The sequence below is a fragment of the Oscillibacter sp. CAG:155 genome (assembly GCA_000436875.1).
Classification (GTDB): domain Bacteria; phylum Bacillota; class Clostridia; order Oscillospirales; family Oscillospiraceae; genus Oscillibacter.
This window is the reverse complement of the sequence record FR890897.1, coordinates 1-23,154: the sequence shown is the minus strand read 5'-3', so window position 1 is coordinate 23,154 and position 23,154 is coordinate 1. Positions and strand designations below refer to the sequence as shown.

Here is a 23,154-nt window from a genome sequence, read left to right as displayed (position 1 = left end):
TGGTATTCCACTTTGCCGGGGTGTAAATGCCGCTGTCCCGACAGAAACTGTGAGAATCCATGGCGGGATCTTCCGCCTGCACAATCCCTGAAAAAAGGAGCCGCATTGCGGCTCCTTTTTCGGTATGTTGATCCGTTCACGCTTCGTCAATATGGTGCTGAATCCGCTGCATGATCATGTCCAGGGCCACCAAATTGTGACCGCCCTCCAAAACGACGATGTCCGCATATTTGCGGGAGGGCTCCACATACTGCTCGTGCATAGGCTTGACCGTGGTCAGGTACTGGTCCACCACGGACTGGAGTGTGCGGCCCCGCTCTTCCACATCCCGCAGACAGCGGCGGAGGATGCGGACGTCGGCATCGGTCTCCACGAAGATTTTGATATCAAACATCTCCCGCAGGGTGGGGTTCTGGAAGATCAAAATCCCCTCTACGATAATGACTTTTGTGGGATAAATGGTCACAGTCTCATCCGTGCGGTTGTGGTCCTTATAGGAGTAGACCGGGCACTCCACAGGATGTCCGGCCTTCAGTTCCCGCAGGTGCTCGATCAGAAGCTCTGTGTCAAAGGCGCTGGGATGGTCATAATTGACTTTTGCTCGTTCCTCATAACTTTTACCCACCTGCCGCTTATAATAGCTGTCATGACCGATGACCGTAACGTCCTCCCCAAAATGCTCCTTCAGATGCCGGGTCAGGGTGGTTTTACCGGAGCCGGTGCCGCCGGCGATACCAATGAGAATCGTGCTCATCTCCCCAAATCCTCCTTTGTTGTTCCTCTGGGGCGGAACAAAACCGCCTGTTCTTTCGTTATTATAATAAAGCCTTTCCCTCAAAAGCAAGAGCAGACGACCAACTGCGGGAAATTTCCCAAAATTTCGGCACCAGTCTTGACGCCATGGGGGAAAGCCGATATTATGTAAATTGTAAAAATGCTGATCCGGCGGGGAGGAACATTATGGCCATGAAGCGCTGCCCCATCTGTGGGGAGAATTATTCGGATACCTATAAAAGCTGTCCCTTCTGTGAAGAAGAGGCTGCTTTGCAGCGGGGGAACCAGCTCCACCGCGGTGGAAAGGGAGGCAAGCGGACCTCCGGGGGCAACAAGCGGGGGCAGCCCAATCTGCTCAGTCCGATTCTGGTGATCCTCATCCTGATTATGGCCGCGCTTTTGGTGTACCTGCTCTTTGGCGACAAGATCGCCGACAAACTGGGTGGAGATCAGACGGAAGACCCGGCCACCGAGGAAGTGACGCCCAAGCCGCCGGTACTGGATGAGAATGATGGCGAAAATGGATCTGAGAACGGCGTGGACGCTGACAACCAGGGCGACGCGGAGGGAAATGGCGATTCTGATGCGGAGACGGATCTGTCCGCCCTGCCGGAGACACTGACCATGTCCTATCTGGGTTCTCCGAAAACGGAGTTTACCATGTCGGTGGGGGACGCGCCCATTCCGCTGACCGCCTCCGGCGGCTCCGGCAGCTATACCTGGAGCAGCAGTGACGAGAGCGTTGCCACAGTGGACGCGGACGGCAAAGTGTCCGCAGTGGCCGGAGGCCAGGCCACCATTACGGTGACAGACGGCAGCGGAAAGGGAACCTGCATGGTGCGGGTGAAGGGCGGAACCAGCAGCGGACAAACCACCGGTTCCACCACGTCCACCAGCTCTGCCCCCAAGCTCAGCAGTACTGACTTTACCACCCATGTGGGTGATCCGAATGTGCAGCTGAAGGTGAGCGGGACCTCGTCCGCTGTCACCTGGGCCTCCAAGAACATCGGAATCGCCACAGTCTCCGGCAGCGGCGTGGTGAAGGCGGTGGCCGCCGGCACCACCACCATTACGGCCACGGTGGACGGCAAAGTGCTGGAGTGCATTGTCCGTGTGACAAAATAGTCCATTGGAATTTTCCCATCCCCGGATGCCGCGGCATCCGGGGATTTGCGTTGCATCGTCCGCAAAATCATGATATGATGTATCCCGTATTTCCAAGGAAAAAGGAGCTTACCATGACGACCCGAGAGTTTCAGCAAAAGTCCTCTCTGCAGATCTTTTTATCCTATTTCAAACCCCATCGGAAACTGTTTTTTCTGGACCTGTGCTGCGCACTGGCCATTTCCCTGATCGACCTGGCCTTCCCGGCAGTTTCCCGGTGGTGCATGTATGAATTGCTGCCTGCCAGCGCATACGGCACCTTCTTTGCGGTGATGGCAGTGGTGTTTGCCGCCTATCTTCTGCGGTCGGTGTTCACGTATATCATCTGCTACTATGGCCACACCTTCGGTATCCTGGTGGAGGCGGACATCCGCCGGGATCTGTTCCGGCATATGCAGGAGCTGAGCTTTGACTACTATGACCGCAACCGCACAGGCCAGCTGATGAGCCGTCTCACGGCGGATCTCTTTGATATCACGGAGCTGGCACACCACGGCCCGGAGGATATTTTCATCTCAGGTGTCACGATAGTAGGCGCTTTAATCATTATGTTCACCATTCAGTGGCAGCTGGCCCTGGTGATTGCCGTCATTATCCCCATATTTTTCCTGGTGGTCTGGCGCTGCCGGAAGTCTATGCAGGAGGCTTCCCTCAAGGTCAAGCAGCGTACCGCCACCATCAATGCGGATATTGAATCCGGCCTTTCCGGTATCCGCACTGCCAAGGCATTTGCCAATGAGGAGGCGGAGCTTCGCAAGTTCGACACCTCCAACAACAGCTACAAGACCTCCAAGCGGGCCTTTCACCGGGCTATGGGCCGTTTTAACGCGGTGATGGAGTTCTTTTTGTGCATTCTCTCCGTGGCGGTGATCTCCGTGGGCGGCTATCTCATCATGCGGGGGCGTATGGACACGGTGGATCTCATCACCTTCAGCCTGTATATCACCGCCTTTGTCAATCCCGTCCGTAAACTCTCCACGTTTGCCGAACTCTTTGCCAATGGCACCGCGGGCCTATCCCGGTTCATTCAGCTGATGCGGGAGGAGCCGGACATGCAGGACGCCCCCGATGCCACGGCGCTTACGCGGGTGGAGGGGCGCATCGATGTAGATCATGTGAGCTTTGCCTATGAAGATGATCTGCCGGTGCTCCACGATGTGGATCTCCACATCCGCCCCGGAGAGACCGTGGCGGTGGTGGGGCCCTCCGGCGGAGGAAAGTCCACCCTCTGCCAGCTGATTCCCCGGTTTTACGATGTGACCGAAGGTGCGATCTGCATCGACGGGCAGGACGTGCGGACCGTGACCCAAGAGTCTCTCCGGCAGAACGTGGGCGTGGTGCAACAGGAGGTGTTCCTCTTTGCGGCCAGTATCCTGGAGAACATCCGCTACGGAAAGCCCGGTGCCTCTGACGAAGAGGTGGCCCGGGCGGCGAAACTGGCGGAGATCTATGATGACATCGTAGCTATGCCAGAGGGCTTCAACACCTATGTGGGAGAGCGGGGAACCCTGCTCTCCGGCGGACAGAAGCAGCGGATTTCCATTGCCCGCATTTTCCTGAAGGACCCGCCGGTGCTGATTCTGGACGAGGCCACCTCCGCCCTGGACAGCGTGACGGAGGCCAAGCTCCAGGAGACGTTTGAAAAGCTCTCCAAGGGCCGCACCACTATTATCATTGCCCACCGGCTCTCCACCGTCCGCAATGCTGACCGGATCGCTGTTGTGGAGGATGGACGCATCGCGGAACTGGGTTCCCACGAGGAACTGATGGCAAAAAACGGCGCTTACGCGGCGCTGGTGCGGACCCAGGAGCTGCGCCATGGATAAGACGAAGCTGCTGGACAAGCTGGGGGCGGACAAGGAGGACCGCCTGCTGCTGGCAAAGGTGTTGGACCGGGCGGAGCAGGCCCGCATCCGCAATATCCCGTCCTCCACAGATTTCCTCAGTCCCCAGCAGCGGGTGATGGCCCAGGAGCTGCTGCGTATGGCGGGAACGCCTGAGAATGCCTATGTGGCGCTGGGCGGCTACGAGGGGGCGGAGCGGACCATTCTGCTGTTTTTGCCGGACTGGCTGGAGGCGGAGGACGCCGAGAGCCAGAGCCCGCTGCGGTTTCTGCGGGCATCATTCCGGCGGGAGTACCATCTGACTCACCGGGATTTCCTGGGCAGCCTCATGGGTATGGGGATCGTCCGGGAAAAGGTAGGCGACATCCTGGTGGGCGAGGACGAGGCAGACCTCATCGTCCTGGACAGCGTGGCATCATTTCTGCTGGAGAGCTGGATCTCCGCCGGTCGGGCAAAGCTGACGGTCTCCGAGATCCCGGGGGAATATCTGCACATCCCCCAGGTCCGATGCGAGGAGATGCGGGACACCGTCAGCTCGCTGCGGCTGGACGCGGTGGCGTCTACCGGCTTTCGGCTGGCCCGTGGAAAAGCGGCGGCACTGATCGAAAGCGGGAAGGTCCAGGTCAACTGGCGGGAGTGTACGAAACCGGATCATCTTCTGGCGGAGGGGGACACCGTGTCGGCCCGGGGATTTGGAAAATTTGAACTGACGGAGGTAGGCGGCACCACGAAAAAGGGCCGCATCTCCATTGTGGTGAAGCGGTTTATCTGACAGGAGGGTATCATGGATCAAAAACAGATCGACCGGCTCAATGAGCTGGCAAAGAAGGCAAAATCCCCGGAGGGGCTGACCCAGTGGGAAGCGGACGAGCGGGCCGCCCTGCGCCGGGAATATATTGACGCCGTGTTGGGCAGTCTCCAGGGCCAGCTGGACCACACCTATATTGTGGACGAGCAGGGCAACAAGCGGAAGCTGAAAAAGAAGGGGGAATGAACCATGGCCGCCAAGCGGAAATCCGACAGTGACTGGGTCTCCTGGGTGGTGATCGCGGTGCTCTTCCTGGTGGGGCTTGCACCGATCGCGCTGGTGGTGCTGTTGGTGAAGCTCTTTGGCCGGGACGGCAAACAACGCACCCAGGCGCCGCCGCTGCAGACAGATCTTCCCCGACAGTCCGCTGCCGGTCAGCCCGGCCGGGCCCAGCAGGCGGCCCGAAAAGTCACCCGGTCGCCGGCGGTGAAAAAATCCAACGCCAAAAAACTCAAAATCGTGGGCATTGTGGTGGCGGCTATTGGTATTCTTGGAGTGAACGACCCCATTGACGCCCTCTTCTGGTCGGACTACTGGATGGAACTTTACTTCCTGGACCTGCTGCAGTATTTGGCGGTTGCCGCGGCGGGCGTGGCACTGTTTTGCGGCGGTGTCTCCATGGACCGCCAGCTCAAGCGGTACGAAAAGTATCTGGCGGTGCTGGGCGACCGGGAGGCCATGCCGGTGGAAGAGCTGGCCCGGACACTGGGATACCCGGAAAAGCGAGTGGAGCGTGATCTGGGCAAGATGATCGACAAGGGATACTTCGGCGGCACGGCGTATCTGAATATGGAACTTGGATACCTCTTCCGCAGCGGAAAGGCGGATGAGGCGCTGAAAAGGCAGCGGCAAAAGGAGCAGACTACTGCGCAGCAGCCTCCCAAGGAGGCGGAGGAGGGGTACTCCGGCATCCTGCGGGGAATCCGGAGGGCCAACGACGCCATTGCGGACCCGGTCCTCTCTGCCAAGATCGACCGGCTGGAGGAGATCACTTCCAAAATTTTCCGGGCGGTGGAAGAGGACCCCAGAAAGAAAGACCGCATCGGGACTTTCCTGAACTATTATCTTCCCACCACCCAGAAGCTGCTGGACTCCTACGCGGAGTTTGAAGCCGCCGGCGTGGAGGGAGAGAACCTGCGGCAGGCGAAAAGCCGCATCGCGTCCACCATGGATTCCATCGTGGCGGGGTTTGAGCACCAGCTGGACGAGCTGTACAAGGCGGATGCACTGGATGTGGACAGCGACATCCGGGTGATGGAGACCATTTTGAAGCGGGACACCGCCTCCGCGGCCCGGGACTTTGGCCTGGAGGATCAGGGCGGCGAAGCAGTTCAGCAGAAACCGGAATGAACAGGTAAAAAGGAGCGGCGCGTTTCAAACGCGCCGCTCCTTTTTCGGATCAGTGGACTCAAAAGGTCATTTCCTCCCGGATGACCTGGATGACCTGCTTCATGCCGGTGGTAAGGTACTTGTTCCGGTGATAGACCAGAAAATACTGCTGGGAAAATGTAGGGCCGCTGATTTGCAGCTCCCGCACACTGCCGTCTGCCAACGCCTGCCGCACCTGGGAACGGGGCAGGATGGCGATTCCCTGACCCGCCGCTGCACAGCTGAGGAGACTGGCGGTGCTGATGCTCTCCACCAGGGGGACGGCTTTGCAGCCCACGGTTTGCAGCACCGCATCCACGCTGTTGCGGGTACCGCTTCCCGGTTCCCGCAGCAGCAGCGGCTGCCGGGACAGTTCTTCCAGAGAAAGGGTACCCCGGCCCGACAGATAGGATGCCGCGCAGACCGCTGCCATTTCCTCCTGCCCCAGAAAATCCACCACATGGCTGGGGGAGACCGCCGTGATATTGTTCACCAATGCAAAATCAATTTCATTGCGCTGGATCATCTGCTCCGTCCGGCGGGAATTCTGGACAAAGGTCCGGATACTGATCTGCGGCAGCTCCCGGGACAGGCGGCTCAAAATCAACGGCAGACGGGATTCACCGATGGTGACGGTCATACCGAAGCTGCAGTGGCTGTGGGCACCGCTGTCCCGCAGGACCCGGACGGATTCCTCAAATTGGTTCAGCACTGCGTCCGCGTATTGCAGCAGGCTGCGGCCCGCTTCGGTGATGTAAATGCGGCGGTTCATTCGTTCCAGGAGTTGCACGCCGTAGAAGGCCTCCAGCTCCTTGACCGCAAGGCTCACTGCGGGTTGGGTCATGTTCAGCTGTTCTGCCGCCTGCGTGATACTCTCTCGGGCGCACACCGCCCGAAAGATCTCCAGATGGCGCAAAGTCATGGTGTTCCTCCCTACATACATTAGCAATTACTTATATATTTTATATTAACATATGAATTGAAATATGCAAGAAAAACCGCTATGCTGAGATGCAAGATGAAAAGGAGAGGAGCGAGCAAGCAATGAAACAGAAACTAGCCATGCTTTGGACGCTGTTTTGGACGTTTGCGAAAATGGGTGTGATGACATTCGGCGGCGGGATGGCGATGCTGCCGATTTTGCAGCGGGAAGTGGTGGACAATAAGCACTGGGCGACGGAGGAGGAGCTGGTGGATTACTTTGCCATCGGACAGTGTACGCCGGGCATCATCGCGGTGAACACGGCTACGTTCATCGGACAGAAGTACGGCGGGATCGCCGGAGGCATTGTGGCGACGCTGGGCGTGGTGTTCCCGTCCCTGGTCATCATCTCCATCCTGGCGGGGCTGATCACCAACTTTTCAGATCTTGCGTGGGTGCAGAACGCCTTTGCCGGCATCCAGGTGTGCGTGTGCGTGCTGATCTTCAATGCCGTCTCAAAGCTGCTGAAAAAGTCGGTGGTGGATAAGCGGACGGCGGTGATCTTCGTGGTGGTGCTGCTGGGCGGCATCTTCCTGGACCTCTCACCGGTGTGGTTCGTGATCGGCGCGGCGCTGGCGGGAATCGTACTGAAAAACTGGGAGGTGCGGAAAGCATGAGTGTGTATCTGCAGCTGTTCTGGGAATTTTTCAAAACGGGACTGTTCGCGGTGGGCGGCGGCATGGCCACGCTGCCGTTCCTTCATGACATCGGAGAGAGTACCGGCTGGTACACGCAGGCAGATCTGATGAATATGCTGGCGGTGTCGGAGTCCACGCCGGGTCCCATCGGCATCAACATGGCGACCTATGTAGGCTTCACGGTGGGCAGCAGCCACGGGACGGCAGGCGCCGTCCTGGGTGCGGTGGTGGCCACACTGGGCGAGGTGACGCCGTCCATCGTGGTGATTTTGATCGTGGCGGCGATGCTCAAGAAGTTCCGGGACAGCCGATATGTGAACAACGCCTTCTACGGCCTGCGCCCGGCGTCCACAGGACTGATCGGGGCGGCGTGCGTGGCAGTGGTGCTGGAGGTGCTGACCCACGTGGTGTCCCTGGGCACCAGCGAGGGGGGCATCGTGAACCGCTATGCCCTGGATGGGAGCCTCTTCAACGGGCAGGGGTTGGTGCTGGCGGCGGTGCTGCTGGTGCTGACCAACTGGGTGAAACCCACAAAGAACTTACATCCCATCGTGTTCATCGCCCTCTCCGCCGTGGTGGGTGTGGTATTCCACTTTGCCGGGGTGTAAGGGGTTGCATGCAGCCCCCCGGTTGCGGTATACTCATTCATAGCGAGGAGCTGGCACGCCGCGCCGGCTCCTCATTTATTTGGAAAGGAGCAACCGATATGGCAGTATTGGATCAACTGGAACCGCAGAGCGTGTTCCATTTTTTTGAGGAGCTCTCCGCAATCCCTCACGGTTCCGGCAACACCGGAGCTGTCAGCGACTGGTGTGTGGCGTTTGCCCGGGAACGGGGCCTGGAGGTCCATCAGGACGAATTGCACAACGTGATCATCATCAAGGAGGCAACGCCGGGACATGAGGCGGCGGAGCCCCTGATTCTCCAGGGCCATTTGGATATGGTGTGCGAAAAAACAGCGGACTGCACTAAGGACATGAGCCGTGAGGGTCTTGACTTGGTGGTGGACGGCGACACCGTCTATGCCAAGGGCACCACGCTGGGCGGCGACGACGGCATTGCCGTGGCTATCGCGCTGGCCCTGCTGGATGACGACACTCTGGTCCATCCCCGTCTGGAAGCTGTGTTCACCACGGAAGAAGAGGTGGGCATGGAAGGCGTGCGGGGGCTGGATGTCACGCCCCTGAAAGGCAGAACGCTGCTGAATCTGGACTCCGAGGCAGAGGGCGTGTTCACCGTCAGCTGTGCCGGTGGAAGCCGGGCCCACTGCGGACTGCCGCTGACGAGAGCGCCGTACGCCGGCACCCGTCTCCGGGTGGCAGTCAGCGGATTGACCGGTGGTCACTCCGGTTCTGAGATCAACAAGGGACGAGCCAATGCGAATATGCTGCTGGGCCGCCTGCTGGAGGCCGCGGCCGCAGCCGGAGAGATGCGTCTGGTGGGTGCCCAGGGCGGCATGAAGGACAATGCCATTCCCGTGGCTGCGGAAGCTGTGGTGGCGGTGGCGGATGCCGGTGCCGTCCGGACTGCCGTGGAGCAGCTTGGTGAGTCCCTGAAGCATGAGTACCATGTGACGGAGCCCGCACTCACCATCGCCGTGACAGAAGCGGCGGAGGAGGAAGTTCCCATGGATCAGGCGTCCACGGACCGGGCGCTGTGCCTGCTCAGCTGTGTTCCCAACGGCATCCAGGCCATGAGCATGGATCTGCCGGGCCTGGTGCAGACCTCCTTGAACCTGGGCGTTTTGCGGACGGAAGCGTCTGTCATGACGGCCACCTTCTGCGTTCGCAGTTCCGTCTCCAGCCAGAAGGAGATGCTTCACAGCCGCCTGAAGCGGCTGATGGACCAGCTGGGCGGAACGCTTCGGATCACCGGCGACTATCCGGCCTGGGAGTACCGGACGGACTCTCCCCTGCGGGAGAGAATGGTGGAGCTGTTCCGGGAGCAGTACGGCAAGGAGCCCCGGGTCGAAGCCATCCACGCCGGCCTGGAGTGCGGCATTCTGTCGGGCAAACTGCCGGGCCTGGACTGCGTGTCCATCGGTCCCGATCTGACGGAGATCCACACGCCCCGGGAGCGGATGCATATTGCCTCCGTCCAGCGGGTGTGGCGGTTCATCACCGAATTGGTTCGCCGGTCCGCGTGATGTTCGGGAAAAAGAGGGGGGAGACGGCTATGCCGTTTCCCCCCTCTTTTTAACGCCTTAACGCCCGGAAGGGTCCTGCCGCGGCAGATGTCCCACCCGGCTTGCAATCCAGAGCCCACTGACACCATCCCAGAGCAGGCAGGCACCCACGATGCGGGCGGCAATCAGAAATGCGGGAACAGCCAGAAAGAACAGCAAAAGCCCCAGAGCCAGGGAGATGGCGCCTCCGAGAACTGCCGCGGACCAGCGGGCGTCTCCGCCGCGCCGGAGGAGCATGGCGTCTCCCAGGCTGCTGCCGCCGTGGATGCAGAGAAGAATGCCGGTCAGTTTGGGAATCAGGGCGGCAGCCAAAAGCGGACGGAAGAGCAGCCACAGCCCGATCACCGCGAGGATCACGCCGGAACCAAGACGCAGTGCCGTATACAGTGTTTCATCCCGGTTGGGAAGAGCTGCCGCCAGATTTCCGGCGCCGCAGAGCAGCAGCACCGCGCCCAGAGCCAGGCAGACCGCCCGTGCGGAGGGGGCCGGCCAGAGCAGAAGCGCCAGACCCAGCAAACTCCAAAGTCCATTGGAGAGCAGGGTACTGAGATGAATTTTTTTCACAAATGCACCCATGAAACAACCTCCTGTGTCAGCATGCGTCTAGTATGTGCCAATTGTCGGGCGTAAAAAACTTGATTTTTCCGCGAGCCTGTGGTATCATTCAAAAATGAAAATCATTCTCAAATTCGGGAGGGTTTATTTTGAAGCGATGGATTGCCGCACTGCTGTGCGGATTATTGGCGATTGGGCTGACTGCCTGTGGGCAGAGCACGGTGCAGGAGGCGGATGACGGAAAGCTGCAGGTGGTGGCAACGATCTTTCCAGCCTATGATTTTGCCCGGGCTGCGGGAGGAGATCTGGCGGATGTGACGCTGCTGCTGCCGCCCGGCGCGGAGAGCCATTCCTATGAGCCCACGCCGGCGGACATCCTGGCGGTGCAGAACTGTGATCTGTTCATTTATCTGGGCGGTGAATCCGACTCCTGGGTGGATACCATTCTGGACTCTGTGGACCGGACGGGGGCCACCATGCGGATGGTGGACTGCGTGGAACTCCTGGAAGAGGAGACGGTGGAGGGCATGCAGGCAGAGCCGGGCCATGACCATGAGGACCACGATCTGGGCGAGGTAAAGGAGATCGACGAGCACGTCTGGACTTCGCCGGTCAATGCCGCAGCCATTACCCGGGCCATCGGGGAAAAACTGGCAGAGCTGGACCCGGAGCACGCGGCGGCGTATCGGGACGGCGCTGCGGACTATGCCGGAGAGATCGATCAGCTGGATCAGGACTTCCGGGACTTCTTTGCAACGGCTCCCCGAAAGACCATTGTCTTTGGTGACCGGTTCCCCATCCGGTATTTTGCGGAGGAATACGGTCTGGAATACTATGCCGCCTTTCCGGGATGCAGCACCCAGACGGAGCCATCTGCGGCCACCATCGCCTTTTTGACGGAGAAGGTGGAGACGGAGCGGATCCCCACCGTGTGGTATATTGAGTTTTCCAACCATCTGGTGGCGGACAGCATCGCAGAGGCCACCGGTGCGAAAACCGCACTGTTCCACTCCTGCCACAATGTCTCCCAGGAGGACCTGGACGCAGGCGCCACCTATGTGTCGCTGATGCGGGGGAATCTGGAACGGCTGCGGGAGAATCTGTAAGGATTCCTATGCGTTGAATCAAAAAAACCTCCGCCTGCTGTACGCTTCCGTATCGCAGGCGGAGGTTATTCTTTGTTGGGTGGTGAGGATTGGGAGCGAGCCCAATTTGCGGGGCGCAGGAACAACAGCATCACGGTGCCGCCCAGCCACACGGCCAGAATGTCCCAGGGGTCCGAGACCGACCGGGGGAGGTAGAGGGGCGTCACATATTCCCAGAAAAGGCCGCAGCCCAAAAGATAGGTCCACACCGGGATTAGGCGCCGCAGAGGGGGCCATCCGGCCAGTTCCAGCAAAAGCTCCACAAGGCACAGCATCCACGCACCGGCCAGAGTATCTGCCCCGTGCCAGGCCAGAAGGCGGCTGCCGGTGAGGGGAACGAGACAGAAGCGGTTGAGTCCGTACAGGGCCAGCAGGATGCCCATGGAGAAAAGACAGCGTTTGCGCATCAGAAGAAGGAGAGAATCAGCAGCGCCACGATCACGGCGCCTACCACGCCCCAAAAGCCGATGCCGCTTTTCTGGGTGGACGCAGACTCTGTTTCCGGCAGTTCCATGGCGGCCCCTGACGCCAGTAGCTCCCCGGGCTTTTGTCCGCGATCCTCCACAATTTGCAAACCGTATACCCGCCGCATGTGGGCGGCCAGATAGCGGACTTCCTGCTTCTTCAAATTCCGTCGGAGAATGGCGCGGCGATGTGCTTCCCGGGCGTTTTTCAGCAGCTCCCGGGCTGCTTCGGCGGAGAGACCGCAGTATTTCACTAGATCCACCTCGTAGTTGGAGGATGAAATGGGAACATCTGTTGTCACCAGCGCATACCGCCTGCCGTTGTCATCCCGACTGAGTCCAGGCACATAGCCGCATTGAGGGCAGGTATTCCCATAGACGGTCTGTCCGCAGAGCGGGCAAACGAGTGATGAGGCGGAACCAGATTTGTTCGGTTCTTTCCCCAGCAGCAGATAATCGGCGGAGACATCCAGCGCTTCGCACAGCCGGGCGATGGTGACGGCATCCGGCACTGTCTGTGCGGATTCCCATTTGCTCACAGCCTGCCGGGTAACGCCCAGCCGCTGCCCCAGCTGTTCCTGGGTCAGCCCGGCGGCTTTGCGGACGACTGTGATGCGTTCATTCCATTCCATGGCGGTCCCTCCTCGCTTCTGTCTCCATGATACCTGATCCCCGGTCAGTTGACAAGCAATCCTTTGGGGAATGCTGTCAACAGGCGGTTGACAACGGCAGACCCTGTCCTCTGAGAGATCAGGCACCGGAAAATTTCCGCCCGCCGCTTGACACGCCGGACAAATCCTGCTAGTATACTGGGGTAAGTGAATAGCGTGTTGATCGGGAAGAGTATCGATCCACCCAAAGGACAGAGAGGGCGCGTCACCGGCTGCAAGCGCGCCTACGGCGGAGATCGGGAAGTGCGCCCGGGAGCGCGGGGGATGTAGAAGCCCTCCGTACGGTCCGCGTCAGTGGCCATCCTTGAGTGATAAAAGAGAGTGGAACCGCGATTCGTCGCCTCTCGTACTTTGGTACGGGAGGCGCTTTTGTTTTCCTCCCGACCGGCACAAGGAGAAATGCATCATGAAAAAACGCGTAACCCGTCTGGGCGGTCTGCTGGCCGCCTACCAGCGCCGGGACCCGGCTGCCCGCAGCAAGCTGGAGATCTTCATGCTCTATCCCGGCGTCCATGCCATCATCAACCACCGCATCGCCCATTGGCTGTATCTTCACCATCGCTTTTTCCTGGCCCGGTGTGTCTCCCAGTGGAGCCGCTTCTGGACCGGCATCGAGATCCATCCCGGTGCCACCATCGGCCGCCGGCTGGTGATCGACCACGGCATGGGCATTGTCATCGGCGAGACCGCTGAGGTGGGAGACGACTGCCTGCTCTATCAGGGCGTGACTCTGGGCGGCACCGGCAAGGATAAGGGAAAGCGTCATCCGACTTTGGGGAATAATGTGCTGGTGGGTTCCGGCGCCAAAGTCCTGGGGCCCTTCAAGGTGGGCGACAACGCCCGGATTGCCGCCGGCGCTGTGGTACTGCGGGAGGTTCCGCCCAACAGTACCGCCGTGGGCGTCCCGGCCCAGGTGGTCCGGGTGGCGGGAAAGCCGGTGTATTACGCCGACGACGTGGACCAGATCCACATGGATAACCCCGTGCAGGAGGAACTCAACGCCCTGACCCAGCGGATCGAACAGCTGGAGACGGAGCTCAGACAAGTGAAAGAAACGAAAGAGAGGACTGCCTGAGATGTATTTGTACAATTCGGCGACCCATCGGAAAGAGGAATTTCAGACCCATACCCCCGGCCACGTGGAAATGTATACCTGCGGCCCCACGGTGTACCACTTCGCCCATATCGGAAACCTGCGCAGCTATATCATGGAGGATGTGCTGGAGAAATTCCTGCGCTATGCCGGATACAGTGTCAACCGGGTCATGAACATCACGGATGTGGGCCATCTCAGCTCCGACGCGGACACCGGTGAGGATAAGATGCTCAAGGGCGCCAAGCGGGAGCACAAGACCGTCATGGAGATCGCCCAGTTCTATACCGACGCCTTCTTCCAGGACTGCGCCAAACTGAACATCAAAACCCCCGATACGGTCCAGCCCGCCACTGGCTGCATCGACGAGTATATCAAGATCGTCTCCCGGCTGATGGACACTGGCTACGCCTATTTTGCCGGCGGTAACGTGTACTTCGACACCAGCAAGCTGGACCACTACTACGTCTTCAACGACCACGACGAGGAGGATCTGGCCGTGGGCGTCCGGGAGGGCGTGGAAGAGGACCCCAACAAGCGCAGCAAGAACGACTTCGTCCTCTGGTTCACCAAGTCCAAGTTTGAGGATCAGGCATTGAAGTGGGACTCTCCCTGGGGTGTGGGCTATCCCGGCTGGCACATCGAGTGCTCCGGTATTTCCCTGAAGTACAACGGCGAGTATCTGGATCTCCACTGCGGCGGCATCGACAACGCCTTCCCCCATCACACCAACGAGATCGCCCAGTCTGAGAGCTACCTGGGCCATCCCTGGTGCAAGCAGTGGTTCCATGTCCACCACCTGAATACCGCGCATGGCAAGATGAGCAAGTCCAAGGGCGAGTTTTTGACGGTCTCGCTGTTGGAGGAGAAGGGATATGATCCCCTGGCCTACCGGTTCTTCTGCCTCCAGAGCCATTACCGCAAGGCGCTGGTGTTCACCTGGGAGAACCTGGACAACGCTGCAACCGCCTATCAGAAGCTGATCAAACGGATTGCCGCCCTCGCGGAGAACGACGGCCCGGTGGATGAGGCTGTGATGCAGGAGTACCGGGAGAAGTTCCTCCAGCAGTTGGGCAACGATCTCAATACCGCCCAGGGCGTCACGCTGCTCTATGATGTGCTGAAGGCCAAGACCAACGATGCCACCAAGCGGGCCATCCTGGCCAGCTTTGACCAGGTGCTGTCTTTGTCCCTGCTGGAAAAGGCGGCGGCGCTCCGGGAGAAGGAGGCGGCTCAGACCGCTGCCACCGCCGGTGGCTATACCGTCACCGGTGAGGGCGACAGTGAGATTGACGCGCTGGTGCTGGCCCGGTATGAGGCCAAGAAGGCAAAGAACTTCGCCGAGGCCGACCGAATCCGGGATGAGCTGAAAGCCCAGGGCATTGAGATCACCGATCAGAAAAACGGCGCCGTCTGGCGGCGGGTCTGATCGCAGATGGAATCAAAAAAGGAAGCACCTGCGGGTGCTTCCTTTTCTTCTGCCGATGCAAAGGGAAGATGCGGCCCGGTGTCAAGGAGAACAGGGACCGCTGGAAACACTTGACAAAGTTCGACGTTTCCATTACTATAAGAACGCTATTGAGCAGTATATTGAACAACCGGGGGCTGTGTTATGGAGTTGAACCGCGCTGTCGCAGAGAATATCAAGCGCATCCGCAAACAGCAGAAGCTGAGTCTGGAGCGGACGGCGGCGCTGTCCGGTGTCTCCCGCAGCATGCTGGGGCAGATCGAACGGGGAGAGGCCAATCCTTCCGTGGCGATTCTGGGAAAGCTGGCGTCGGCGCTGAAGGTGCCGGCGGAGGAGTTTTTGCACAACGACGGCTTTGAGGCCCGGCTGCTTTCCCGGGAGGTGGACAACCGGGCGGAGCGGCTGGACGGCGGCAAAGTGCTGCTGCGGCCCTCCATTCCCTATGAAGAAACGACCCGCCTGGAGACGGCGTTTTTGGACGTGTACATCAGCGGCTGTTACCGGCCGGAGCCGTCGGTGAGCGGCTGTGTCTGCACGGCCACGGTGCTCTCCGGCACAGGGCTTCTGACTGTGGAAGGGGAAACGGTCCCCCTGCAGGAGAGGGATGCCCTGCGATTTGCGGCGGACCAGCCCTGGACGCTGGAAAATCAGGGGAACAGTACGGTCCGGGCGCTGCTGCTGTGGCAATATCGAAAGAAGGAGTCCTGAACATGCGTATTCGCACCGCTACTCTGGCGGACCTACCTGCCGTCACGGCGGTGGAGGCCGCCTGTTTTCCCGCCGCGGAGGCGGCCACAGAGGCGGATTTCGCCGCCCGGCTGTCCGCTTACGCCGATCATTTCTGGCTGCTGGAGGAAGATGACGGCACGCTGATCAGCTTTATCGACGGCATGGTGAGCGATGAACCCACATTGCGGGATGAGATGTACGAAAACGCCGCGCTGCACAACGAGCACGGTGCCTGGCAGATGATTTTCGGGGTCAACACGCTGCCGGCCTACCGCCGTCAGGGCTGTGCCGCCCGGGTGATGGAGCGGGTCATCGCCGACGCCCATGCCCAGGGACGCAAAGGCTGCGTTTTGACCTGCAAGGATCGGCTGATCCATTATTATGAGACCTTCGGATTTCAAAATGAAGGCGTCTCCAAATCCGTGCATGGCGGCGTGGTCTGGTATGATATGCGGCTGACATTCTGAGCAAAGCATGAAACGGCCAGTCAGGGCATTGCCCCGACTGGCCGTTTCTTATTTATCATGTGTCATCTTGATGGCTGCTGCGGGCGTGCGGCAGGCGATTTGCAAACCGGTTACCGGAGAAACTTTCCCACCCGGCGGCTGAGGAGGGCTGCCAGGGCCAGTTTGATCAGATCCGGCACCACAAAGGGGAGCACACACATACCCAAGGCTGCCGTAACACCGATAGGACCGGAGGCACGGGCGTAAGCCACCAAAAACCAGGCGGTGCCAAATGCATAACAGACAACGAGGCCCAGCACACACGCGAGAATGGAAACCGGCAATGCGGTGCCCAGCCGGGTGGTTACCAGCCAGTAAACCAGAGCGGAGGCTCCAAAGCCCAGAATATAGCCGCCGGTGACGCCCAGGAGCGTTCCGGCTCCGCCCTGGAATCCGGCGAATACCGGAAGGCCCGCCAGCCCCAGCAGCAGATATACTGCCACGGCGTAAAAGCCCCGGCGCCCGCCCAGTATGGTCAGTGCTGCGAAAATCCCGAAGGTTTGCAGTGTGAAGGGAACGGGGGCGGGAATGGAGATCCACGCGCACACGGCAATCAAAACCGAGAATAGGGCAATATACGCAAGATCTGTAGTGCGCAGGCGGCGGGATACGGATTCAGCGGACATTGGAAAGACCTCCCATAAAGTTTCTGAGGGGCAGTATAGCACAGGAAACCTTCTAATGTCAACTTTATAAAATATATTGGTTAACAATATAAGAGAAAAATAACGCCCCGGCAAAATATCGCCGGGGCGCTGTATCTGAAAATTTTGCCGGCGCCTTTGCCTGGAAAAAGGCCCCGGGGATTCAAATTACCGTGTGGGTGCAGACCTCCCGGATCTTGGATTGAATGGATTTCAGATCCTCAAAGGTTTCCGGGCGCTTCCGCTCATCCCGCAGCAGGGCGGAGGGATGATAAATGGCGGTCATCTGTACGCCGCTTCGCTGGAACCACTGGCCATGTTCGGCGGTGATTTTGAAGTCCTCCTTGATGATGACCTTGGCGGCGATACGGCCCAGGCACACAATGATCTTGGGGCGCAGCAGCGCTGTCTGCCGCCGCAGCCAGCCGATACAGGCATCCTGTTCCACATTCAAAGGGTCCCGGTTCTGCGGCGGGCGGCATTTGACGATATTGGCGACATATACCTTGGTCCGGTCCAGGCCGATGATCTCCAGCATGTCGTCCAGCAGCAGCCCTGCCCGGCCCACGAAGGGAACCCCTTGTTCATCTTCATGCTGTCCGGGGCCCTCACCCACCAGCAGGATTTCCGCGTCCTGCGCGCCGTCCCCGAAAACCACGTGGGTCCGTGTTTCCGCCAGTCCGCAGGCGGTGCACGCAAGGCATTGCGCACGCAGTTCCTCCCAGGTGTCGCGCATATCGGTTCCTCCCATCCATGTGATGCCGTTAGTATAGCACGAAATATCTGCCAGCGCAATGAGGGGATAAGCGGCCCTGCCGCCGGATACACTGAGCGGGAAAGGTGGGAGACGATGGCGCTGACGCTGTGGCTGTTTTGGACGTATAGTTTTTTGGGATACCTGCTGGAAAAGGCCTTTGCATGGCTGACCCGCTCCCCGCAGCAGGTGCGCAAATGTTTTCTTCTGCTGCCGCTGTGCCCGGTGTACGGACTGGGAGTTTTGGCAGTGCTGGCGCTGCCGCCGGAGTTACGGCGGGGATTCTGGAATCTGGCGGTGTGGGGCGGTTTGGCGGCCACAGCGGTAGAATACGGGGTGCACTGGGCCTATGAGCGGCTGTTTGGAGTCCGCTTCTGGGATTATCATGCGCTCCGGGGCAATCTGCGGGGGCGCGTGTGTGTCCCATTTTCCATAGCTTGGGGATTGCTGCTGGCAGTGGCTCTGCCTGGCCTGCAGCAGATATTGGTGCCGCTGCTCTCCGGCATCCCGGCCTGGGTGAGCTATCTGATGCTGCTGCTTTTTACGGCTGACGGGGTGATTTCTGCCCGGATTCTGGATGTGACGCGGGACATTGACCAGCTGCGGCTGCTGCCGGCGGCGTGGACTGGGGCCGTTTTCCGCCGGCAGCGGCGGCCAGGCGGCGCTTGTACCGGCACAGCTGCTCCTGACAGGCACTGCAGCGCAGCGCCTGGTTGCTCTCCTCAAAAAAACGCTCCGGGTGGCGGTGATAGACAACCTCCCAGCGGAGAAAAAGCCCGGCGGCCAGCACGCAGGCGGAGATAGCCAGTGGCCCGTCCACCGCCAGAAGCGGCGTGCAGAGCATCAGATAATCCCAATCGAAGATGCGGCAGGTGGTGCAGCATCGGTTGTGCATCCAAAGGGTCTGGAAGGGGCAGAAAAAGAGAATGCAGATGATGTCGCAGACACCGTAGAATCCTGCCAGGCACACCAGAAACCGCAGTCCCAGCCAGCCAGCCGCGTGGCAGAGAAAGATCAGGGCGTTTCCGCAGATCCACGCCAGGGCCACCAGTGCGGCACCGTGGTTTGCCTGCTGGATGGCAGCAGAGCTGGGGGCTTTGCCGGCAGGACGGCAGCGGCGGGCAAAGACCTTTTGACAGCCCAGGCTCTCCACATGAGAGGGGAAGAGCCGCATCACCATGGATGCCATCAGCAGCAGCCACACAACAGTCAGGGGAGAGAAGTGGAACGGCCACTGCAGATCCGCGAGAAACTGCTCCGGTGCCGCCAGCGCATAAAAGAGCAGTGCGCAGAACGCGGTGGTTCTGGCGGCAAGGCACCAGAGGGTATAGCGTCGGGTTTTCAAAGAATGTGTCACTGGACCGCCTCCTCCCGCACGGGCAGATGCGCTTCCAGCCATTGGGCCAGATCGGCGTATACGGTTTCCCGGCAGTCCTCAAAGAGAATCTCGTGCCGCAGCTGGGGATAGAGCTTCAGCGCCACGTCCCGGACACCGGCCTGCCGGAACTGGGTGCAGACCTGCCGCACCTCTTTGCCCATATTTCCCACCGGGTCCATGGCGCCGGAGAGAAACAGCACTGGTGTGTCTGGGTCCATCTCCCGCAGGTTCTGGGGATGGGAGAGGAAGGAGAGCCCTGTCAGCATTTCCCGGAACAGTCCTGTGGTGGGCATACCCCCGCAAAGCGGGTCTGACAGATAACGGTCTACATTTTGAGGATTTCGTGAGAGCCAGTCGAAATCCGTGCGGTTGGGGGCGAAGCGCCGGTTATACGCAGCAAAGGACAGCCGCCCCGCCGTGGCGCTGGGCAGCGTGTCCGTCCCCTTTCTCCGGGCCTCCCGATCCATGAGGAACTTTCCGGCGGCAAGAATGGCGGAAGAAGGCTGACCGGTGCCCATGATAATGGCACCCTCCACGGCGCCCGGATGGCGGATGAGGAATGTCCGGGCAAGAAACGACCCCATGGAATGGCCCATCAGGAACACCGGCAGGCCGGGAAACGCCTGTCGGATCAGCTGGTGGCGGGTGAAAAGATCCCGCTCCACAAAGTCCCAGCTGCCTTTTGGACCGAAGTAGAGCCGGGGCGCACCGGGAGCCACCGATGTACCGTGGCCCAGGTGGTCATGGCCTGCCACGGCAATGCCCCGTCCCGTCAGAAATGCGGCCAAAGGCTGATAGCGCAGAATGTACTCCGACACACCGTGGGAGAGCTGCAAAACAGCCCGGACAGGGCCATCAGGCACCCAGTCCACGGCGTGCAGGGCGGTTTTGCCGTCAGAGGAGGGGACCGTGAATTCTCGCTGGAGCATGGAAAAACAAACCTCCCTGTGGTATACTGTCATCAACAGTCGAAAGACTGCTTTTATGATAGCACAGCGCCGAAAAAAATGCCAGTCGGCCTGCTGCGGGAAACCTCCGGCGTGCGGGCCCGGTTTCGACCGAGAGACTGTCTGAGGCAGCACGCCTGCAGGGCTCCGCAGCCTTGCGGGCGCACAGAGAGGAGCTTTGGCTTATGGAGAGTTACGTTGCGGCACTGGATCAGGGAACCACCAGCTCCCGGGCGATCCTGTTCAATCAGGCGGGAGAGATCGTTGCCCGGTCCCAGCATACCTTCCGCCAGATCTATCCCCAGCCCGGCTGGGTGGAGCACGATCCCATGGAGATTTGGTCCACTTCCGCCCGGGCACTGGCGGAGGCGGTGGACAGCGCCCATATCGACCCCAAGCAGATAGCCGCCGTGGGCATCACCAACCAGCGGGAGACCACCATCTTGTGGGATCGCCGTACCGGTGAACCAGTCTGCAACGCCATCGTGTGGCAGTGCCGCAGGACGGCACCCATCTGCGACCGGCTGAAGGCGGATGGCCTGGGGGAGACCGTGACGGAAAAGACCGGCCTTTTGATCGACGCTTATTTTTCCGGCACCAAGCTCCAGTGGATGCTGGACCACATCCCCGGCGCCCGGCAGCGGGCGGAGCGGGGCGAGCTGCTGGCCGGTACGGTGGACAGCTGGCTCATCTGGAACCTGACCGGAGGCCGGGTCCACGTGACGGATTATTCCAATGCCTCCCGCACCATGCTCTTTAATATCCACACCCTCCAGTGGGATGAGGACCTGTGCGCGGCATTGCGTGTGCCGGTGTCCCTGCTGCCCGCCCCGCGGCCCAACAGCGAGACGTACGGCGTCATTGCCCCGGAACTGCCGGGGCTGGAGACGCTGGCGGGCATTCCCATCTGCGGCAGTGCGGGAGATCAGCCGGCAGCGCTGTTCGGCCAGGGCTGCTTCACCCCTGGTCAGGCGAAAAATACTTACGGTACCGGCTGCTTTACCCTGATGAATGTAGGACACACACCGGTGCGGTCCCGGGCGGGACTGGTGACGTCTGTCGCGTGGTCGGTGAAGGGGCAGACCACCTATGCGCTGGAGGGCAGCGTATTCAATGCGGGGAGCGCCATTCAGTGGCTGCGGGATGAACTCAAGCTTATTGATTCCGCGCCCATGTGCGACCGGCTGGCGGAAAGCGTGCCGGATGCCGGTGGTGTCGTGGTGGTGCCTGCATTTACGGGGCTGGGCGCGCCCTACTGGGATATGTATGCCCGGGGCACCATCGTGGGACTTACCCGGGGAAGTACCCGGGCCCATATCGCCCGGGCGGTGCTGGACTCCATTGCCTTCCAGGTGACGGATCTGGTGCGGGCCATGAATGACGATGCGCCCTGTCCCATCACCACGCTGCGGGTAGACGGCGGCGCATCGGTCAGCGATATCATGATGCAGACCCAGGCGGACCTGCTGCGGCTGCCGGTGGACCGGCCTGCCCAGGTGGAGACCACTGCCTTCGGTGCTGCCGCGCTGGCGGGCCTGGCGGTTGGAGTCTGGAGCGGTCTGCCGGTACTGGAACGGCTCCGCCGCAGCCAGCATCTCTTTGCGCCCCGGCAGGACGCAAAGAGCTGTGAGGCGGCATACCGCCAGTGGCGCCGGGCGGTGGAACGGGCCTCCGGATGGATTGAAAACGATGTGTAAACAAATGGAAATTCGGTTGCGTTCCGCCGGAAAGTGGGCTATACTGATAACATGGCCCAGCGTTGCGCGGGAGAGAATGTAAATGGTACCGGGAAAGGCCCGGACGCGAAAGGAGTATCCAGTATGGCTTTTTTTGATGATCTGACCAAGATGGCAAAGGATGTTGCCACGGTTGCTGCGGACAAGACCAAGGACGCTGCCGAGCAGGTGAAGCTCAGCGTGGCCATCGCCGGTGAGCAAAAAGAGATTGACAAGAATTACCGGACCATCGGTGAATGGTTCGTGAATGAGTATGAGGGCGAGATTCCCGACGCGGTTCGGGAGCTGGTGGACGCGGTGACTGCCTCCAAAGCCAAGATCGCGGAGCTGGAAGCCTGCAAGGCCGCCAAGGACGATGCGTCCGAGCCGGTCTCCGGCGAGAAGGCCTGCCCCATCTGCGGTGCGGTGTCCGACAGCAAGTTCTGCCCCCACTGCGGCGCGCCTATGGGCGATTGAGTAATACGTGGTAAAAAAGAGAAGACGCCATGTCTGATAGTTCCCACAGGTACATTTTCTGAACCATGTGAATTGTCAGGCACACAGGCGGACAGCGGAAGCTGTCCGCCTGTTGTGTTTTATGCCAGCAATCTCTTGATTTCTTCAATATCTGTAATCTGTTTTGTAATATGCGGTGCGTGCTCTCCCTCCTGCATAGGACTGTCCACTCTGCCGATGTCCCTGTATACAATCTTGACACTCTGTCCTGCAGAGCGGGAATACTTTTGGCTCCGCTCGCCCACTTCAATCCGTTGAATGAAGAGCCGCAGCAGCTCCGGCGTCAGTTCGTCAATGGTGGTATACCGCTTGGCTTTCTCAATGAAGGCATCCACATTGGCGGCTGAGGCTTTCAGTTTCTCCAACTGTTCCTCCTTGGCTGGAATGTCGGCAGACAGATTTTTTTGCTCGGCGTTGTAGTCTGCGGAGAGCATGCGGAACTGTTCATCGCTCACCCGCCCCAGGACATTGTCCTCATACTCTGCGACCGCAAGCAGCTATGGTAACGCTGTATCAGCTCAAAGAATATCTGTAAACTTGGGTGCTGCCCCTTGTTCTCAATGTTCGCAAGGTAGCGCGGCGAGATAAACATTTCGTCGCCTACTTTCTTGCGGCTTTCCTTGCGTCCTTCACGCGCTGCCTTTATCGCTGCCCCAAAAGCCTTGAAGTCGTATTTTGGTACTGGTCTTTTTGCCATATTTATTCACCCTCTTACATTTTACTGTTCCCCTTTCTTCTTGGATATGTCTACATAGTTCTATCAGTTAGCCAAAATAATTCATATATATATGTTGACAACAAGCTGC

At 59.8% G+C, this 23,154-nt stretch carries 24 protein-coding genes and 3 pseudogenes; 16 read left to right on the top strand and 11 right to left on the bottom strand.

All coding sequences use genetic code 11. The features are described from left to right. Positions 1–136: 136 nt before the first annotated feature. The gene (gene udk, locus QZL67_RS05300) at positions 137–754 is read right to left on the bottom strand and encodes a uridine kinase (protein ID WP_022289713.1); all 618 of its coding nucleotides are present in this window, start codon (positions 752–754) and stop codon (positions 137–139) included. 206 nt (positions 755–960) lie between these two features. Here udk and QZL67_RS05295 point away from each other — a divergent pair, with 206 nt between their 5' ends. The 5 genes from QZL67_RS05295 (at position 961) to QZL67_RS05275 (ending at position 5,940) form a co-directional block, all read left to right on the top strand. Further along, positions 961–1,899: an Ig-like domain-containing protein gene (locus tag QZL67_RS05295; protein WP_022289712.1), complete on the top strand. Its 939-nt coding sequence runs from the start codon at positions 961–963 to the stop codon at positions 1,897–1,899. Between the two features lie 113 nt (positions 1,900–2,012). After that, positions 2,013–3,764: an ABC transporter ATP-binding protein gene (locus QZL67_RS05290; RefSeq protein ID WP_022289711.1), complete on the top strand. Its 1,752-nt coding sequence runs from the start codon at positions 2,013–2,015 to the stop codon at positions 3,762–3,764. Continuing rightward, positions 3,757–4,554, top strand: a complete 798-nt coding sequence (locus tag QZL67_RS05285; RefSeq protein ID WP_022289710.1) for an RNA-binding protein — start codon at positions 3,757–3,759, stop codon at positions 4,552–4,554. The genes QZL67_RS05290 and QZL67_RS05285 overlap by 8 nt, the downstream gene beginning before the upstream one ends. Before the next feature lie 12 nt (positions 4,555–4,566). Then, positions 4,567–4,776 (top strand): DUF896 domain-containing protein, encoded by a 210-nt coding sequence (locus tag QZL67_RS05280; protein ID WP_022289709.1) that lies wholly within the window; start codon positions 4,567–4,569, stop codon positions 4,774–4,776. A 3-nt stretch (positions 4,777–4,779) separates the two neighbouring features. Further along, the gene (locus QZL67_RS05275; protein ID WP_022289708.1) at positions 4,780–5,940 is read left to right on the top strand and encodes a 5-bromo-4-chloroindolyl phosphate hydrolysis family protein; all 1,161 of its coding nucleotides are present in this window, start codon (positions 4,780–4,782) and stop codon (positions 5,938–5,940) included. A 58-nt stretch (positions 5,941–5,998) separates the two neighbouring features. Here the strand turns inward: QZL67_RS05275 and QZL67_RS05270 are convergent, their stop codons facing one another. Continuing rightward, positions 5,999–6,880, bottom strand: coding sequence for a LysR family transcriptional regulator (locus QZL67_RS05270; protein ID WP_022289707.1), 882 nt, complete (start codon positions 6,878–6,880; stop codon positions 5,999–6,001). A 122-nt stretch (positions 6,881–7,002) separates the two neighbouring features. Here QZL67_RS05270 and QZL67_RS05265 point away from each other — a divergent pair, with 122 nt between their 5' ends. From QZL67_RS05265 to QZL67_RS05255, 3 genes are all read left to right on the top strand, one after another. Beyond that, entirely contained in the window at positions 7,003–7,557 is a 555-nt protein-coding gene (locus QZL67_RS05265; RefSeq protein ID WP_022289706.1) for a chromate transporter, read from the top strand. Further along, positions 7,554–8,186, top strand: a complete 633-nt coding sequence (locus QZL67_RS05260; RefSeq protein WP_022289705.1) for a chromate transporter — start codon at positions 7,554–7,556, stop codon at positions 8,184–8,186. Before QZL67_RS05265 ends, QZL67_RS05260 begins: the two co-directional genes overlap by 4 nt. Positions 8,187–8,284: 98 nt before the next feature. Continuing rightward, positions 8,285–9,724, top strand: coding sequence for an aminoacyl-histidine dipeptidase (locus QZL67_RS05255; protein ID WP_022289704.1), 1,440 nt, complete (start codon positions 8,285–8,287; stop codon positions 9,722–9,724). A 57-nt stretch (positions 9,725–9,781) separates the two neighbouring features. On the opposite strand, the gene QZL67_RS05250 is transcribed toward QZL67_RS05255, so the two are convergent. Further along, positions 9,782–10,339: a DUF308 domain-containing protein gene (locus tag QZL67_RS05250; protein WP_022289703.1), complete on the bottom strand. Its 558-nt coding sequence runs from the start codon at positions 10,337–10,339 to the stop codon at positions 9,782–9,784. Positions 10,340–10,467: 128 nt separating this feature from the next. Here QZL67_RS05250 and QZL67_RS05245 point away from each other — a divergent pair, with 128 nt between their 5' ends. Continuing rightward, a complete protein-coding gene (locus QZL67_RS05245) occupies positions 10,468–11,424 on the top strand; it encodes a metal ABC transporter substrate-binding protein (RefSeq protein WP_022289702.1) in 957 nt (318 codons plus the stop codon). A gap of 65 nt (positions 11,425–11,489) precedes the next feature. Here the strand turns inward: QZL67_RS05245 and QZL67_RS05240 are convergent, their stop codons facing one another. Together QZL67_RS05240 and QZL67_RS05235 are read right to left on the bottom strand one after the other, a co-directional pair. Then, a complete protein-coding gene (locus QZL67_RS05240; protein ID WP_022289701.1) occupies positions 11,490–11,870 on the bottom strand; it encodes a hypothetical protein in 381 nt (126 codons plus the stop codon). Then, a complete protein-coding gene (locus tag QZL67_RS05235; RefSeq protein WP_022289700.1) occupies positions 11,870–12,559 on the bottom strand; it encodes a helix-turn-helix domain-containing protein in 690 nt (229 codons plus the stop codon). Before QZL67_RS05235 ends, QZL67_RS05240 begins: the two co-directional genes overlap by 1 nt. A 445-nt stretch (positions 12,560–13,004) precedes the next feature. Between QZL67_RS05235 and epsC the strand changes: the two genes are divergently transcribed. The 4 genes from epsC (at position 13,005) to QZL67_RS05215 (ending at position 16,355) form a co-directional block, all read left to right on the top strand. Then, positions 13,005–13,673 carry a serine O-acetyltransferase EpsC gene (gene epsC, locus QZL67_RS05230; protein WP_022289699.1) on the top strand — a complete coding sequence of 223 codons (669 nt, stop codon included), beginning with the start codon at positions 13,005–13,007 and terminating at the stop codon, positions 13,671–13,673. Position 13,674: 1 nt separating this feature from the next. Continuing rightward, complete coding sequence (gene cysS, locus QZL67_RS05225; protein ID WP_022289698.1) at positions 13,675–15,120, top strand: cysteine--tRNA ligase; 1,446 nt, start codon at positions 13,675–13,677, stop codon at positions 15,118–15,120. 183 nt (positions 15,121–15,303) lie between these two features. Next, a complete protein-coding gene (locus tag QZL67_RS05220; protein WP_022289697.1) occupies positions 15,304–15,867 on the top strand; it encodes an XRE family transcriptional regulator in 564 nt (187 codons plus the stop codon). A gap of 2 nt (positions 15,868–15,869) precedes the next feature. Next, positions 15,870–16,355 (top strand): GNAT family N-acetyltransferase, encoded by a 486-nt coding sequence (locus tag QZL67_RS05215; RefSeq protein ID WP_022289696.1) that lies wholly within the window; start codon positions 15,870–15,872, stop codon positions 16,353–16,355. Between the two features lie 110 nt (positions 16,356–16,465). Here the strand turns inward: QZL67_RS05215 and QZL67_RS05210 are convergent, their stop codons facing one another. Together QZL67_RS05210 and QZL67_RS05205 are read right to left on the bottom strand one after the other, a co-directional pair. After that, the gene (locus tag QZL67_RS05210; protein ID WP_022289695.1) at positions 16,466–17,020 is read right to left on the bottom strand and encodes a biotin transporter BioY; all 555 of its coding nucleotides are present in this window, start codon (positions 17,018–17,020) and stop codon (positions 16,466–16,468) included. A 181-nt stretch (positions 17,021–17,201) separates the two neighbouring features. Continuing rightward, on the bottom strand, positions 17,202–17,774 hold the full coding sequence (locus tag QZL67_RS05205; protein ID WP_022289694.1) for a uracil-DNA glycosylase family protein: 573 nt from the start codon (positions 17,772–17,774) through the stop codon (positions 17,202–17,204). Positions 17,775–17,888: 114 nt separating this feature from the next. On the opposite strand from QZL67_RS05205, the pseudogene QZL67_RS05200 reads away from it, so the two are divergent. After that, positions 17,889–18,278 (top strand): annotated as a pseudogene (locus QZL67_RS05200) (hypothetical protein); the annotation flags it as partial. Positions 18,279–18,333: 55 nt separating this feature from the next. Here QZL67_RS05200 and QZL67_RS05195 read toward each other — a convergent pair. After that, entirely contained in the window at positions 18,334–19,149 is an 816-nt protein-coding gene (locus QZL67_RS05195) for a hypothetical protein (RefSeq protein ID WP_022289693.1), read from the bottom strand. Further along, positions 19,146–20,099, bottom strand: a complete 954-nt coding sequence (locus QZL67_RS05190) for an alpha/beta fold hydrolase (protein ID WP_022289692.1) — start codon at positions 20,097–20,099, stop codon at positions 19,146–19,148. The genes QZL67_RS05195 and QZL67_RS05190 overlap by 4 nt, the downstream gene beginning before the upstream one ends. A 203-nt stretch (positions 20,100–20,302) precedes the next feature. Between QZL67_RS05190 and glpK the strand changes: the two genes are divergently transcribed. Further along, positions 20,303–21,814 carry a glycerol kinase GlpK gene (glpK, locus tag QZL67_RS05185; protein ID WP_022289691.1) on the top strand — a complete coding sequence of 504 codons (1,512 nt, stop codon included), beginning with the start codon at positions 20,303–20,305 and terminating at the stop codon, positions 21,812–21,814. Between the two features lie 123 nt (positions 21,815–21,937). Then, positions 21,938–22,309 (top strand): zinc ribbon domain-containing protein, encoded by a 372-nt coding sequence (locus tag QZL67_RS05180; RefSeq protein WP_022289690.1) that lies wholly within the window; start codon positions 21,938–21,940, stop codon positions 22,307–22,309. Between the two features lie 119 nt (positions 22,310–22,428). Here the strand turns inward: QZL67_RS05180 and QZL67_RS05175 are convergent. After that, positions 22,429–22,827: pseudogene (locus tag QZL67_RS05175) on the bottom strand (DUF4368 domain-containing protein); the annotation flags it as partial. A gap of 20 nt (positions 22,828–22,847) precedes the next feature. Continuing rightward, positions 22,848–23,045: pseudogene (locus QZL67_RS05170) on the bottom strand (helix-turn-helix domain-containing protein); the annotation flags it as partial. Positions 23,046–23,154: the final 109 nt, after the last annotated feature.

Bases quoted from the DNA above. Each gene is read 5' to 3' on its own strand.
- udk (WP_022289713.1), bottom strand. From the start codon at position 754: ATGAGCACGATTCTCATTGGTATCGCCGGCGGCACCGGCTCCGGTAAA.
- QZL67_RS05295 (WP_022289712.1), top strand. From the start codon at position 961: ATGGCCATGAAGCGCTGCCCCATCTGTGGGGAGAATTATTCGGATACC.
- QZL67_RS05290 (WP_022289711.1), top strand. From the start codon at position 2,013: ATGACGACCCGAGAGTTTCAGCAAAAGTCCTCTCTGCAGATCTTTTTA.
- QZL67_RS05285 (WP_022289710.1), top strand. From the start codon at position 3,757: ATGGATAAGACGAAGCTGCTGGACAAGCTGGGGGCGGACAAGGAGGAC.
- QZL67_RS05280 (WP_022289709.1), top strand. From the start codon at position 4,567: ATGGATCAAAAACAGATCGACCGGCTCAATGAGCTGGCAAAGAAGGCA.
- QZL67_RS05275 (WP_022289708.1), top strand. From the start codon at position 4,780: ATGGCCGCCAAGCGGAAATCCGACAGTGACTGGGTCTCCTGGGTGGTG.
- QZL67_RS05270 (WP_022289707.1), bottom strand. From the start codon at position 6,880: ATGACTTTGCGCCATCTGGAGATCTTTCGGGCGGTGTGCGCCCGAGAG.
- QZL67_RS05265 (WP_022289706.1), top strand. From the start codon at position 7,003: ATGAAACAGAAACTAGCCATGCTTTGGACGCTGTTTTGGACGTTTGCG.
- QZL67_RS05260 (WP_022289705.1), top strand. From the start codon at position 7,554: ATGAGTGTGTATCTGCAGCTGTTCTGGGAATTTTTCAAAACGGGACTG.
- QZL67_RS05255 (WP_022289704.1), top strand. From the start codon at position 8,285: ATGGCAGTATTGGATCAACTGGAACCGCAGAGCGTGTTCCATTTTTTT.
- QZL67_RS05250 (WP_022289703.1), bottom strand. From the start codon at position 10,339: ATGGGTGCATTTGTGAAAAAAATTCATCTCAGTACCCTGCTCTCCAAT.
- QZL67_RS05240 (WP_022289701.1), bottom strand. From the start codon at position 11,870: ATGCGCAAACGCTGTCTTTTCTCCATGGGCATCCTGCTGGCCCTGTAC.
- QZL67_RS05235 (WP_022289700.1), bottom strand. From the start codon at position 12,559: ATGGAATGGAATGAACGCATCACAGTCGTCCGCAAAGCCGCCGGGCTG.
- epsC (WP_022289699.1), top strand. From the start codon at position 13,005: ATGAAAAAACGCGTAACCCGTCTGGGCGGTCTGCTGGCCGCCTACCAG.
- cysS (WP_022289698.1), top strand. From the start codon at position 13,675: ATGTATTTGTACAATTCGGCGACCCATCGGAAAGAGGAATTTCAGACC.
- QZL67_RS05220 (WP_022289697.1), top strand. From the start codon at position 15,304: ATGGAGTTGAACCGCGCTGTCGCAGAGAATATCAAGCGCATCCGCAAA.
- QZL67_RS05215 (WP_022289696.1), top strand. From the start codon at position 15,870: ATGCGTATTCGCACCGCTACTCTGGCGGACCTACCTGCCGTCACGGCG.
- QZL67_RS05210 (WP_022289695.1), bottom strand. From the start codon at position 17,020: ATGTCCGCTGAATCCGTATCCCGCCGCCTGCGCACTACAGATCTTGCG.
- QZL67_RS05205 (WP_022289694.1), bottom strand. From the start codon at position 17,774: ATGCGCGACACCTGGGAGGAACTGCGTGCGCAATGCCTTGCGTGCACC.
- QZL67_RS05190 (WP_022289692.1), bottom strand. From the start codon at position 20,099: ATGCTCCAGCGAGAATTCACGGTCCCCTCCTCTGACGGCAAAACCGCC.
- glpK (WP_022289691.1), top strand. From the start codon at position 20,303: ATGGAGAGTTACGTTGCGGCACTGGATCAGGGAACCACCAGCTCCCGG.
- QZL67_RS05180 (WP_022289690.1), top strand. From the start codon at position 21,938: ATGGCTTTTTTTGATGATCTGACCAAGATGGCAAAGGATGTTGCCACG.